This window comes from Streptomyces sp. NPDC051662 (genome assembly GCF_040681655.1).
Lineage (GTDB): Bacteria > Actinomycetota > Actinomycetes > Streptomycetales > Streptomycetaceae > Streptomyces.
Window position 1 is genome coordinate 1 of record NZ_JBFAZD010000002.1, and the last position, 12,461, is coordinate 12,461.

Genomic DNA, 12,461 nt, shown 5'->3' on the forward strand with positions numbered 1-12,461 from the left:
CTAATCCACCCCGAAAGGCTTCATCGTTCGACTTGCATGTGTTAAGCACGCCGCCAGCGTTCGTCCTGAGCCAGGATCAAACTCTCCGTGAATGTCTACCGGGTAGTGCTTAATTAAAAGCGCCGGTATCACCACGAGAGCGGAACAGTCGGGAGGAATAATCCCGACCGTTCACAGCGTCCTCGCTGTGTTTACTACAAAGGAACCTCAACCCACCGGATGATCCAGCAGGTCGAGGTATCAACATATCTGGCGTTGACTTTTGGCACGCTGTTGAGTTCTCAAGGAACGGACGCTTCCTTTGTACTCACCCTCTCGGGCTTTCCTCCGGGCTTTTCCCTTCGGTCTTGCGTTTCCGACTCTATCAGATTCATTCGGCGTGTTCCGCCTCAAGAATTCCGATGGCCTTTGGATTGGCCTTTTGCCTTTCGGCTGTTCACTACTTTAACCGAATCCCTGCCCGGCTCATAATCGAGCCATTGAGCCCGGATTTCGGCATGCCGAAATCCGTACCCGTCAGGGTGTTGTCGAAAGTAGTGGGTGGCCGCTTCGGGGACTGCTGAACAGCAGGACCCGTTGAAAGCGGCTCGGGCTACGTTAGGCGGATGAACAGCACGAGTCAAGTTCGACGTTTACGTGGTGCGTGAGCGCGATAGGGGCTCACCGAGGGGTCTCCGTCGATCCAGAAGCGCCAGGGGTGGACCGCGCCGTCGCCGCCGACTCCGGTGCGCGGGCCACTGCGGACCTGGTCAGCCAGGACAGGGGTACCGGTGAGTATCGACAGGGGGGCGCCGGGGCCGGCGCAGACGTCCGCTCCGTTCAGGGAGCGGTCGACATCGAGGGCGGTGGCCAGGCGGGCCGGACCTTTGGCCAGTTCCCTGTCGTGACGGGCCGAGATTCGACGTTTGCGGGCCAGTTCGGCGCCCACGCCGATCTCGCCGGCCCGCAGCAGGACCCCGCTCGCCATGCCCTCGGGGCCGCAGACCAGGTTGAGGCAGTGCCACATCCCGTAGGTGAAGTAGACATACGCGTGGCCGGGCGGGCCGAACATCACCTCGTTGCGCGCCGTGCGACCGCGGAAGGCGTGCGAGCCCGGGTCGACCGCGCCGGCGTACGCCTCTACTTCAGTCAACCGGAGTTCGATGGGACCGTCGTCCGTGTCCCGTATCAGCGTTCGGCCCAGCAGGTCCGGTGCGACCTCAAGGACCGGCCGGTCGAAGAAGTCGCGGGGCAGCGGCCTGTGGTCGGGGCTCTCGGTCATGGCGTATGAGCCTACCGGGGAACCGAATACGGTCGAGGCGCGTATGTACTGGTCAGGACTAGAAGGAGTGAACATGGGGTTCAAGAAGCTGCTCGCGAGCCTGGGCGCCGGTGGCGCGTCCGTCGAGACGGAGCTGACCGAGCTGAACGTCGTCCCCGGCGGGGTCGTCCAGGGTGAGGTACGGCTCCAGGGCGGGTCCGTGAACCAGCGGATCGAAGGGCTCAACGTCGGGCTCCAGGCGCGCGTCGAGGTCGAGGGCGGCGACCAGGAGACCAAGCAGAACATCGAGTTCACCAAGCAGAACATCGGCGGCGCCTTCGAGGTGCAGGCCGGGGCCGTCCATGTGGTGCCGTTCGGTCTGGAGATCCCCTGGGAGACCCCGATCACGACGATCGACGGTCAGTCGCTGCGGGGGATGAACATCGGTGTGACCACGGAGCTGGAGATCGCGCGGGCGCTGGACTCCGGCGACCTCGACCCGATCAATGTCCACCCGCTGCCGGCGCAGCAGGCGATCCTGGACGCCTTCATCCGGCTGGGCTTCCGTTTCAAGTCCGCGGACATGGAACGCGGCCACATCCGCGGGACGCGTCAGCGGCTGCCGTTCTACCAGGAGATCGAGTTCTTCGCGCCGCAGCAGTACCGCGGTCTGAACCAGGTCGAGCTGTCCTTCGTCGCGGACGACCGCGAGATGGACGTCATCCTGGAGATGGACAAGAAGCCGGGGCTGTTCACCGAGGGCAGCGACTCGTTCCGGGCGTTCCAGGTGGGGCTCAACGACTTCCACGGCACCGACTGGTCCGCGTATCTCAATCAGTGGCTCTCCGAGGTCGGTGGCCGTCGTAACTGGTTCTGAGCGCAGGCTCTAGGCTCGGCCCCGGCCCCGGCCGCCCTTTGACCGTTTACCTTTTGTTTGCCCTGCCCTGGTCTTGGAGAGATCAGGGCAGGGCATTTTTTATTGTGTTGTCCCTCTCGGCGTGCCCGGCCAGAGTTGATCCAGGCCCGACGCCTCCCGATGGGGCTCGGGCCGGCACACGGGAGGTGGGCGGGATGCGGGACACGCTGGTACTGAATGCGAGCTTCGAGCCGCTGTCGACGGTGACACTCAACCGTGCGGTGGTGCTGGTGCTGCAGGACAAGGCCGTTGTCGAGCACGCTCATCCCGATCTCCGTGTGCGTGCCGCCGCGGTGGAGCTGCCGGTGCCCCGGGTGATCAGGCTCTGCCGTTACGTACGGGTGCCGTTCCGAAGACAGGCTCCGTGGTCGAGGCGGGGGGTGCTGGTCAGGGACCAGCATCGGTGCGCGTACTGCGGCAGGCGCGCGACGACGGTGGACCATGTGGTGCCGCGCTCCCGGGGTGGTTCGGACAGCTGGCTGAATACGGTCGCTTCCTGTGCGGAGGACAATCACCGCAAGGCCGACCGTACGCCGGAGCAGGCGGGGATGCCGCTGCTGTACCAGCCGTTCGTACCGTCCCCGGCGGACGCCATGCTGCTGGCCCTGCGGGCCGGTGAGCGTTCGGAGCTGCCGCACTGGCTGGTCTCGGTGCCGTCCGCCGCGTAACGCGTGAGAGAGCGTGTCAGAGGAAGCCCGCCGCCCCTCGGGGAGCGGGCTTTCCGGCTGTCCGCGGCCCAGGCCCGTACCACCCGTCTCGTCGCCCCGTGCCGACCCCGTACGGCCCGTGCCGTCTGTGTCAGCCGTACCGGCGGACGAGCAGCTGGACGATGGCGACCACGCCGACCGCCACGACCAGCCCGCGCAGCGCGGCTGGGGGCAGTTTGCGGCCGACCTTGGCTCCGAGCTGGCCGCCGATCGCCGAGCCGACGGCGATGAGGACGACCGCTGTCCAGTCGAACTCGGCGACGAAGAGGAAGAAGACCGCGGCGACGGTGTTGACGACGGCGGCGAGGATGTTCTTGACCGCGTTCAGCCGCTGCATGGTGTCGTCGAGCAGCATGCCCATCAGCGAGAGATAGATGATGCCCTGGGCCGCCGTGAAGTAGCCGCCGTAGACGCTGGCGAGCAGGATTCCGGTGAACAGGAGCGGGCCGCCGTTGGGGCGGGCGGTGGTGCCCTTCCGGGCACGGCGGGCCTGGACGGCTCTGGCCAGCCGGGGCTGGAGGATGATCAGGACGAGAGCGAGGGTGACCAGGACGGGCACGATCGTCTCGAACGCCGTCGACGGCAGTGCCAGCAGCAGTGCGGCCCCGGCGAACCCGCCGACGAGCGCGGCGGCGCTCAGGCGCAGTACGCGGCGGCGCTGGCCGGTGAGTTCGGCGCGGTAGCCGATGGCTCCGCTGATGGCACCGGGTATCAGGCCGAGGGCGTTGGAGACGGTGGCGGTGACCGGTGGGAGGCCCGTCGCGAGCAGGACGGGGAAAGTGATCAACGTGCCGGAACCGACAATGGTGTTGATGGTTCCGGCGCTGATGCCCGCGACGAATACGGCGAGCATCTCCCAGGTGGTCACGGTGCGCTGCCCTCCGGTGATCGGTGCTGGATGCACCGATCATGCACGAAGGGGTCGGACGCTCAGTCCAGCGGGGGGTCCTGCCTGCGCTCCTTGCCGGTGTCGAAGCCCGGCATGCCACCGCCCAGGTTGCCGAAGGCGCCGCTGAGTCCCTTGAGCGCGTCGCCGATCTCGCTGGGCACGATCCAGAGCTTGTTGGCGTCTCCCTCGGCGATCTTGGGGAGCATCTGGAGGTACTGGTACGAGAGCAGCTTCTGGTCGGGGTCGCCCGCGTGGATCGACTCGAAGACCGTACGGATCGCCTGGGCCTCGCCCTCGGCGCGCAGGGCGGCGGCCTTGGCCTCACCTTCGGCGCGCAGGATCGCGGACTGCTTCTCGCCCTCGGCGGTGAGGATCTGCGACTGGCGGATGCCCTCCGCGGTGAGGATCGCGGCGCGCTTGTCACGGTCGGCGCGCATCTGCTTCTCCATCGAGTCCTGGATGGAGGTCGGCGGCTCGATCGCCTTCAGCTCGACGCGGTTGACGCGGATGCCCCACTTGCCGGTGGCCTCGTCGAGGACGCCGCGCAGGGCCGCGTTGATCTCCTCGCGGGAGGTGAGGGTCCGCTCCAGGTCCATGCCACCGATGATGTTGCGCAGGGTGGTGACGGTGAGCTGTTCGATCGCCTGGATGTAGCTGGCGACTTCGTAGGTCGCGGCGCGGGCGTCGGTCACCTGGTAGTAGATGACGGTGTCGATGTTGACGACCAGGTTGTCCTGGGTGATCACCGGTTGGGGCGGGAAAGGGACGACCTGTTCACGCAGGTCGATCCGGTTACGGATCGAGTCGATGAACGGGACGACAATGTTCAGGCCCGCGTTGAGAGTTCGTGTGTAGCGGCCGAACCGCTCCACGATGGCGGCGCTTGCCTGCGGGATGACCTGGATCGTCTTGATCAGGGCGATGAATACAAGCACCACCAGGATGACCAGGACGATGATGATTGATGGCATCGCGTTCCTCGGGCCCTTCGCTGCCGGATGTTCTGATGATCGAGTTTCTCAGACCACGGGCGTACTTGCTTACCGTTCCGCCGGGTTGGCTCACATCACCACGGCTGTGGCTCCGTCGATCTCGACCACATCGACCTGTTGACCGGGTTCGAACGCGGCTCGCTCGTCGTAGGCGCGGGCCGACCAGACCTCACCGGCCAGCTTGATCCGGCCACCTCTGCCGTCGACCCGTTCCAGTACTTCGGCCTGACGGCCTCTCAGCGCGTCGATGCCGGTGGCCGAGCCGGGGTTCGCGCCGCGTTGGCGGGCCGCGTAGGGACGTACGACGGCGACCAGGGCGACGGACACTACGACGAATACGAGGACTTGGGCCACGATTCCGCCGCCGAGCGCCGCGGTGACGGCTCCGGCGACCGCTCCGGCCGAGAACATGCCGAATTCGGGCATCGCCGTTATGACGAGCGGAATGCCCAGTCCGACAGCGCCGATCAGCCACCACACCCATGCGTCGATTTCCACATGGTCATGGTAGGGGCGGGGGTCCCTGTCCCGACAGGGGCGATATCCGGTCAACTGTGGGCCGTTGACCGGCCGGACGTCAGCCGAGGGGCAGGCCCTGCGCGGTCCAGCGGTCGCCGTTGCGCTCGACGACGAGCGGGAGGCCGAAGCAGAGCGAGAGGTTGCGCGAGGTGAGTTCGGTCTCCACGGGGCCGGCGGCGAGCACCTTGCCCTGACGGATCATGAGGACATGGGTGAAGCCCGGCGCGATCTCCTCGACATGGTGCGTGACCATGATCATGGAGGGGGCGTACGGATCGCGGGCGAGGCGGCCGAGTCTGCGCACCAGGTCCTCGCGGCCACCGAGGTCGAGACCGGCCGCGGGCTCGTCCAGGAGCAGCAGTTCGGGGTCGGTCATCATCGCGCGGGCGATCAGGGTGCGCTTGCGCTCGCCCTCGGAGAGCGTGCCGAACCTGCGGTCCAGGTATTCGGTCATGCCGAGGCGGTCGAGGAAGGCGCGGGCGCGCTGCTCGTCGACCTCGTCGTAGTCCTCGTGCCAGGTCGCGGTCATGCCGTACGCGGCGGTGAGGACGGTCTCCAGGACCGTCTGGCGCTTGGGCAGCTTCTCGGCCATGGCGATGCCCGCCACGCCGATACGGGGGCGGAGCTCGAAGACATCGACCTTGCCGAGCCGCTCGCCGAGGATCCGTACCTTGCCCGAGGTCGGGAAGAGATAGCTGGAGGCGAGGTTGAGCAGGGTGGTCTTGCCGGCGCCGTTGGGGCCGAGGATCACCCAGCGCTCCCCCTCCTTGACCGACCAGGAGACATCGTCCACCAGAGCGCGTCCGTCGCGGACCACGGATACGTCCACCAGCTCCAGTACATCGCTCATGAGCGCGTTGTCTCCCCATGCAATCGTCTTGAGGTTTCAGGTACGCCTGTAGGCGCGTCACCCAAGGAAAACCTACGCCACCCATCGGTGGGTCCCGCCGTGAGGTCCGTTCCCTACGCTGGTGCCATGCTTTCGCAACCACGCTCAGGACTGCTGGCCGCTTGGGGAAACGCCCTTCTGGCCGGGTTTGTATCGCCGGACGACGCCGTGACCGCCGTGGTGGGCGACGACGCCGTGCACCGGGTGGAAGGGCTGCCCGGTGAGGCCGGTCCTGTCGGGCTCACGCTGGCGCTGGGCCGGCTGCGGGCGCTCGGGGTGACCGGGTACCGGATCGCGCTGCCCGCGCCGGGCCATCCGCTGGGGCTCAGCGGCCCGCCGGAGTTCAATGCCCGCGCGCTGGAGGCCGAGGAGGCGGTGATCGCCGCCGGGGCGCCGTACGGACTGATCCCCGAGGTCTCCGCGGTGGGGCCGGACGGGGACCAGCATGTCGAGGTCGTGTGGCACTGTCTGCCGGTACGGGAGGCGCCGCCTGCGGACGTGCCCTCGCTGAGCGAGGCGGAGCGCGAACTGGCTGAGGCGCTGCGGGAGGCGACGGACGTGCTCTCGCGGCTTGATGTGGCGGCGTCGGGGCCGGTGGCCGAGGCGGCGCTCGACGCGTACCGGGCACGGTCGGAGCGGGGGCGCGAGGTGCTGGCGCCCGGCTATCCGCCCCGGGCCGTACGGGTGCTCGAACTGGCGCAGCGGATCGCGCTGCTGGTCTCGCTGGCGTACGAGCACGGCCACGGCGGCGCGGTGAGCGCGTCGGAGATGGCGGCGCGGGGCGAGGCGCTGCGGCCGGTGGAGCGGTGTGCGCGGCGGGCGCTCGTGGCGTCCTACAACGCGTATGTCGAGGAGCGGGAGCGGGGCATGCCGCCCGTTTCCTGAGGTCAGGGGGGCGTGAGGGCCCGGCGAACCGGGTGCTGAGGGACCGGCGAAAGGGCCGCCGAGGCCCCGGTACCCACCCGCCAGGGGGTCACCGGGCCTCGGCGGCGCGTGACGCGCTGCGTCAGTGGTTGACCGAGGCGTTGCCCAGCGCCGGGTTCAGCAGGCCGATCACGTTCACGGTGTTGCCGGTGAGGTTCACCGGGATGTGCACCGGGACCTGGACCGCGTTGCCGGAGCCGACACCCGGGGAGTGCTGCGCCACGCCGTTGGCGTGGGCGCCGCCCTCGGTGGCGGACGCGGCTCCGGCGGTGGCACCCGCGGCGAGACCGGCGGTGACGATGACCAGAGCGGCCTTCTTGGCAACCTTCATGGGATGTTCCTTAATCGTGTGATCAACAACAGCGGCGGTACGCCCGCCGCACGCCATGAAGAACGCGCGAAGGACGATCAGGATGCGCCGTGTGGGTGACATACACCCGACGGTATGAATACTCAGACCGGAGTGCGATCATCCGATTCGTTCGGCCGCGTGTGCGCTCAGCCCGTCACCCCATGTCGCACGGCCCAGAGGGCCGCCTGCGTACGGTCCGAGAGATCCAGCTTCATCAGGATGTTCGAGACATGTGTCTTGACAGTCTTCTCGGAGAGCACCAGCGCACGGGCGATCTCCCGGTTGGAGCGCCCGTCGGCGATCAGGCCGAGCACCTCGCGCTCGCGTTCGGTGAGTGAGGTGCCCCTCCCCTGGCCACTGCCCGGCTCGTCCTGGGCCAGCAGCGCTCCCGCGACCTCGGGCTGGAGCAGCACATGCCCGGCGTGCACGGAACGGATCGCGCCGGCCAGCGCCTCGGGATCGACGTCCTTGTATACGTAACCGGAGGCACCGGCACGCAGCGCGGGGACCACCGTGCGCTGCTCGGTGAAGCTGGTGACGATCAGGATCCTGGCCGGATTGTCGAGTTCACGGAGCTTGCGCAGCGCCTCGATACCGTCGGTGCCGGGCATCTTGATGTCCATCAGCACGACATCGGGGCGGAGTTCCTCGGCGCGGGCGATCCCCTCGGCGCCGTCGGACGCCTCGCCCACGACCTCGATGTCGTCCTGGATCTCCAGGAACGTCCGCAGTCCGCGCCTGACGACCTGGTGATCATCCACCAGCAGCACACGAATGGCCCGCCCGTCGGCGCGCTCCGCGCCGCCCATTTCCCGCTCAGCCACCGGGCACCTCCATCTCGATCGTGGTGCCCTGGCCGGGCGCCGAAATCACCCTGAGTCTGCCGCCCACACCGCTCGCCCGGTCGCGCATCGAGACCAGCCCCAGATGGCGGCCGGCCCGGCGCACCGCGCGGGGTTCGAAGCCCGTGCCGTTGTCGGTGATGCCGAGGACCGCGCCCTGGGCCCGGCGGGCGAGGGTGACCTCGACGCGGTCGCCCCCGGAGTGGCGCAGCGCGTTGTGCAGGGCCTCCTGCGCCACCCGTAGCAGCGCCTCCTCCTGAGCGGCCGGCAGCGCCCGTATCCCATGGGTGTCGAAGGTCACCCGGGCGGAGTGGGCCCGGTCCAGGACCTGGATATGCGTACGGAGCGTATTGACCAGGCCGTCCTCGTCAAGGGCGGCGGGGCGCAGCTCGACGACCGCGGCGCGCAGCTCGTCCGCGGCCTCGGCGGCGAGGGCGGCGACCTGCTGGAGCTCGCCCTTGGCCCGGTCCGGATCGCGGTCGACCAGGGCCGCCGCCGCCTGGGCCGTCAGCCGCAGCGAGAAGAGCTTCTGGCTGACGGCGTCGTGCAGCTCATGGGCGAGGCGCGAACGCTCCTCGGCGATGGTGAGTTCGCGGCTGCGCTCGTACAGACGGGCGTTGGTGAGGGCGATCGCGGCGTGCTGGGCGAGGATCGAGAGGAGTTCCTCGTCCTCCTCGGTGAATCCGCAGCGGCCCTCCTCTTTGGGGCAGCGCTTGTTGGCGAGGAAGAGCGTGGCGATGGTCTCGTCGCCGTCCCTGACCGGCAGTCCGAGGAAGTCCGACATCTCGGGGTGGGCGGCGGGCCAGCCCTCGAAGCGCGGATCCTTGCGTACGTCGGCGAGCCGCTCGGCCTTCTCCTCGTGGAGCATGGCGGCGAGGATCCCGTGCTGGCGCGGCAGCGGGCCGATCGCCTTCCACTGCTCATCGCTGACGCCGTCCACGACGAACTGGGCGAAGCCGCCGTGATCGTCCGGCACGCCCAGCGCCGCGTACTCGGCGTCGAGCAGTTCACGGGCCGAGACGACGATCGTCTTGAGGACGTCGCGCACCTCCAGATGCCTGCTCATCGCGAGGAGTGCGGTGCTCACGGCGGCGAGGCCGGAGCGTGGTCGATGGCTCATGGCTTCACCGTACCGGCGGGCGGGGCGGCCCGTATCGGTCCCGGGATCCGCTCCGACCAGGGCCGACGACCTAGGTCCACGGAGGCCGGGAGTAGGACGAAGTGCCCTGGTGGGACGGTCCCGGCGCACGAGGCGTCGGGGGCCGTCCCCTTCCTACGTTGGGCTCGTCGGGCGGGAACGGGCGCGTGCGGGAGAAGGAGCGGAGATCATGCCGGTAGCGATCATCACAGGGGCTTCCAAGGGGCTGGGGCGCGCGCTCGCCGACGCGCTGGCCCGGCGCGGCTGGGATCTGGTGCTGGACGCCAGGACCCCGCGCGTACTGGACGGGACGGCCGCCGAGGTCTCGGCGCACGGGACCCGGGTCACGGCGATCAGTGGCGATGTCACGGACGCCGGGCACCGCGCGGAGCTGGTGGCCGCGGCGGCGGAGCTGGGGGCGCTCGATCTGGTGGTGAGCAACGCCAGCGCGCTGGGCGCCGAGCCGCTGGTACGGCTGGACGCACTGCCGCTCGACGGGCTGCGGACGGCGCTGGAGACCAATGTGGTGGCGGCGCTGGGGCTGGTGCAGGAGGCGCTGCCGCTGTTGCGGGCGAGTGCGGCGGGCGCGGTGATCGCGGTGAGTTCCGACGCGGCGGCGGAGGCGTACGAGACCTGGGGCGGATACGGCGCGTCCAAGGCGGCGCTGGACCATCTCGCCGCCGTGCTCGCGGTCGAGGAACCGGGGCTGCGGGTGTGGACGGTGGATCCGGGCGACATGGGGACGGATCTGTACGCGGCGGCCGTGCCGGACGACCCGGACCCGCGCCCCGAGCCGGCGTCGGTGGTGCCCGGCTTCCTGCGGCTGCTGGAGCGGCGCCCGGTGAGCGGCCGGTACGCGGCCCCCGCGCTGCTGGAGCCGAGGTGAACGTCCTGCCGGCGCTCCGGGTGCCCGAGGAGCTGTCGGCGCGGGTCCCGGCGGAGCAGCGCGGGTCGGGCAGGGACGACGTACGGCTGCTGGTCTCCCGGGGTACGGGCGTCACGCACCACGCCTTCCGGGAGCTGCCCGGGCAGCTGCGGGCCGGGGACGTGCTGGTCGTCAATACGTCCGCGACGCTGCCCGCGGCCGTCAGCGGGCGGCTGGGGCCGGAGCCGGGTGGTGAACCGATCGTCGTGCACTTCTCGACGCGCGGTGACGACGGCCGGTGGGCGGTCGAGCTGCGTTCGCCGCGGCGGGACAGCGGCGGGGGGACCACGCTGCCGCGCGCCGGGGGTCCGGCGGGGGCGGTGGTCCGGCTGCCGGGCGGGGAGCACCTCGTACTGGACGAGCCGCTGGCCCCCGGCGGGTCCCGGCTCTGGTGGGCGCGGGTCTCGTACGCGGATGTACCGAGGCTGCTGAGCCGCCACGGCCGGCCGATCCGGTACGGGTACACGGACCGGGACCAGCCGCTCTCCGCCTATCAGACGGTTTTCGCGCGCCCCTCGCCCGACGGCGCCGGTTCCGCGGAGATGCCGAGCGCGGGGCGGCCCTTCACGGCGCGGCTGGTGGCGGAGCTGAGGAGCCGGGGGGTGCGGTTCGCGCCGATCACGCTGCATACGGGGGTGGCGTCGGCGGAGGCGCACGAGCCGCCGTACCCGGAGCGCTTCGAGGTACCGCGGAGTACGGCCCTGCTGGTGAACGCGGTGACGGCGGGCGAGGGCAGGATCATCGCGGTCGGGACGACGGCCGTACGGGCCCTGGAGTCCGCGGCGGGCCAGGACGGGGTGGTGCGGGCGGCCACCGGCTGGACGGATCTGGTGATCACGCCCCGGCGCGGGGTGCGGGTGGTGGACGGACTGCTGACCGGGCTGCACGAGCCCGAGGCCTCGCATCTGCTGATGCTCGCGGCCATCGCCGGGCGGGCGGCTCTGACCAGGGGATACGAGGAGGCCGTGCGCGGGCTCTACCTCTGGCACGAGTTCGGGGACGTCCATCTCCTCCTCCCGGCGGAGACCGTTCACGGTTCGCATTGCTGAAGCAACAAACGGTGACGTTGCCATGCCCTCGATGTGAGCCCCGGCATAGGACGCACATCACTTACGAACGTCGCTAGTCGACCAAAGAGAGGGGGTGTGAGCTTGACATAAGCGGGGAGCGGGGCGCCATCGAGGCGCCCCGCTCCACTATGCGGGGTCGTACGTCACACCTTTGCCAGAGCATTTTGCGACCGCTAAGAATTGCCGACGTCGCCGCCCGAGCAGGCTGGCCATCCGGCCTCCGCGACTCCCGCTACTCGAAGAGGTTCGTCTCTATGTTCTCGTCACGCACCCCTGGTCTCAGTCGCCTGAACAAGACCCAGAAGGCTTCCATGGCCGGCGTCGCCGCCGCCGGAGTCGCCGCGGTCACGTTCTCCCTGGTTCCCACGACGGCTGTCGCCGCCGAGTCCCAGGCCCCCGTCCAGTCCCGCACCACCTCCACGGTGTCGACGTCGGCGACGGACAGCGCCAAGACCCCCGCCGTGAGCGCGATCATCGCCAAGCAGTTCAGCAGCCCCGACACCGCGGCCAAGGTTCAGTCCGTGGTCCAGAAGACGGCGTCGGAGAAGACGAAGGCCGAAGAGGCCACCAAGAACGAGGCCGTCGCGAAGGCCAAGGCCGACGCGCAGAAGCGCGCCGACGAGGCCGCCAACCGCTCCACCGTCCGTAAGCCCGTCTACAAGAACAACCTGGACGGCTGGATCAAGGAGTCGCTGGCCATCATGAAGAAGCACAAGATCCCCGGCTCGTACGAGGGTCTGCACCGCAACATCATCCGTGAGTCGAGCGGTAACCCGAAGGCGATCAACCTCTGGGACATCAACGCCCGGAACGGCATCCCGTCGAAGGGCCTGCTCCAGGTCATCCCGCCGACGTTCAAGGCGTACCACGTCAAGGGCACCCCGTTCGACATCTACGACCCGGTCGCCAACATCGTGGCCGCGGCCAACTACGCCGCGGACCGGTACGGCTCGATGGACAACGTCAACAGCGCCTACTGAGCCCAGCCGGGCCCGGCGCGCTGAGGCGCACCACACGCGGAACGCCGGAGGGCGGCACCCCATACGCGGGGTGCCGCC

The 12,461-nt window shown here is 69.3% G+C and carries 14 protein-coding genes and 1 rRNA gene; 6 read left to right on the forward strand and 9 right to left on the reverse strand.

Translation table 11 applies throughout. The annotated features are described in order from the left end of the window. A 16S ribosomal RNA gene (locus AB0M67_RS02670) occupies positions 1-92 on the reverse strand; the annotation flags it as partial. 527 nt (positions 93-619) lie between these two features. Beyond that, positions 620-1,261 (reverse strand): DNA-3-methyladenine glycosylase, encoded by a 642-nt coding sequence (locus AB0M67_RS02675; RefSeq protein ID WP_365741868.1) that lies wholly within the window; start codon positions 1,259-1,261, stop codon positions 620-622. Between the two features lie 73 nt (positions 1,262-1,334). On the opposite strand from AB0M67_RS02675, the gene AB0M67_RS02680 reads away from it, so the two are divergent. Together AB0M67_RS02680 and AB0M67_RS02685 are read left to right on the forward strand one after the other, a co-directional pair. Then, positions 1,335-2,117: a sporulation protein gene (locus AB0M67_RS02680; RefSeq protein WP_365741870.1), complete on the forward strand. Its 783-nt coding sequence runs from the start codon at positions 1,335-1,337 to the stop codon at positions 2,115-2,117. 194 nt (positions 2,118-2,311) lie between these two features. After that, entirely contained in the window at positions 2,312-2,824 is a 513-nt protein-coding gene (locus AB0M67_RS02685; RefSeq protein ID WP_365741872.1) for an HNH endonuclease, read from the forward strand. Between the two features lie 130 nt (positions 2,825-2,954). Here AB0M67_RS02685 and AB0M67_RS02690 read toward each other — a convergent pair whose 3' ends face one another. From AB0M67_RS02690 to AB0M67_RS02705, 4 genes are all read right to left on the reverse strand, one after another. Beyond that, positions 2,955-3,731 carry a sulfite exporter TauE/SafE family protein gene (locus AB0M67_RS02690; protein WP_365741874.1) on the reverse strand — a complete coding sequence of 259 codons (777 nt, stop codon included), beginning with the start codon at positions 3,729-3,731 and terminating at the stop codon, positions 2,955-2,957. Between the two features lie 62 nt (positions 3,732-3,793). After that, a complete protein-coding gene (locus AB0M67_RS02695; RefSeq protein ID WP_129769718.1) occupies positions 3,794-4,723 on the reverse strand; it encodes an SPFH domain-containing protein in 930 nt (309 codons plus the stop codon). Between the two features lie 90 nt (positions 4,724-4,813). Continuing rightward, positions 4,814-5,242: an NfeD family protein gene (locus tag AB0M67_RS02700; protein WP_365741877.1), complete on the reverse strand. Its 429-nt coding sequence runs from the start codon at positions 5,240-5,242 to the stop codon at positions 4,814-4,816. A gap of 79 nt (positions 5,243-5,321) precedes the next feature. After that, on the reverse strand, positions 5,322-6,113 hold the full coding sequence (locus tag AB0M67_RS02705; RefSeq protein ID WP_365741879.1) for an ABC transporter ATP-binding protein: 792 nt from the start codon (positions 6,111-6,113) through the stop codon (positions 5,322-5,324). Between the two features lie 126 nt (positions 6,114-6,239). Between AB0M67_RS02705 and AB0M67_RS02710 the strand changes: the two genes are divergently transcribed. After that, on the forward strand, positions 6,240-7,037 hold the full coding sequence (locus tag AB0M67_RS02710) for a hypothetical protein (RefSeq protein ID WP_365741881.1): 798 nt from the start codon (positions 6,240-6,242) through the stop codon (positions 7,035-7,037). Positions 7,038-7,158: 121 nt separating this feature from the next. Here the strand turns inward: AB0M67_RS02710 and AB0M67_RS02715 are convergent, their stop codons facing one another. The 3 genes from AB0M67_RS02715 to AB0M67_RS02725 form a co-directional block, all read right to left on the reverse strand. Further along, on the reverse strand, positions 7,159-7,407 hold the full coding sequence (locus AB0M67_RS02715) for a chaplin (RefSeq protein WP_249950544.1): 249 nt from the start codon (positions 7,405-7,407) through the stop codon (positions 7,159-7,161). Positions 7,408-7,574: 167 nt separating this feature from the next. After that, the gene (locus tag AB0M67_RS02720) at positions 7,575-8,237 is read right to left on the reverse strand and encodes a response regulator transcription factor (protein ID WP_365742832.1); all 663 of its coding nucleotides are present in this window, start codon (positions 8,235-8,237) and stop codon (positions 7,575-7,577) included. A 7-nt stretch (positions 8,238-8,244) separates the two neighbouring features. Beyond that, the gene (locus tag AB0M67_RS02725; RefSeq protein WP_365741884.1) at positions 8,245-9,390 is read right to left on the reverse strand and encodes a GAF domain-containing sensor histidine kinase; all 1,146 of its coding nucleotides are present in this window, start codon (positions 9,388-9,390) and stop codon (positions 8,245-8,247) included. Between the two features lie 208 nt (positions 9,391-9,598). On the opposite strand from AB0M67_RS02725, the gene AB0M67_RS02730 reads away from it, so the two are divergent. From AB0M67_RS02730 to AB0M67_RS02740, 3 genes are all read left to right on the forward strand, one after another. Then, positions 9,599-10,294, forward strand: coding sequence for an SDR family oxidoreductase (locus AB0M67_RS02730; protein WP_365741886.1), 696 nt, complete (start codon positions 9,599-9,601; stop codon positions 10,292-10,294). Further along, on the forward strand, positions 10,291-11,382 hold the full coding sequence (locus tag AB0M67_RS02735) for an S-adenosylmethionine:tRNA ribosyltransferase-isomerase (protein WP_365741888.1): 1,092 nt from the start codon (positions 10,291-10,293) through the stop codon (positions 11,380-11,382). The genes AB0M67_RS02730 and AB0M67_RS02735 overlap by 4 nt, the downstream gene beginning before the upstream one ends. 275 nt (positions 11,383-11,657) lie before the next feature. Further along, positions 11,658-12,383 carry a transglycosylase SLT domain-containing protein gene (locus tag AB0M67_RS02740; RefSeq protein WP_365741891.1) on the forward strand — a complete coding sequence of 242 codons (726 nt, stop codon included), beginning with the start codon at positions 11,658-11,660 and terminating at the stop codon, positions 12,381-12,383. The last annotated feature ends 78 nt before the right edge of the window (positions 12,384-12,461 follow it).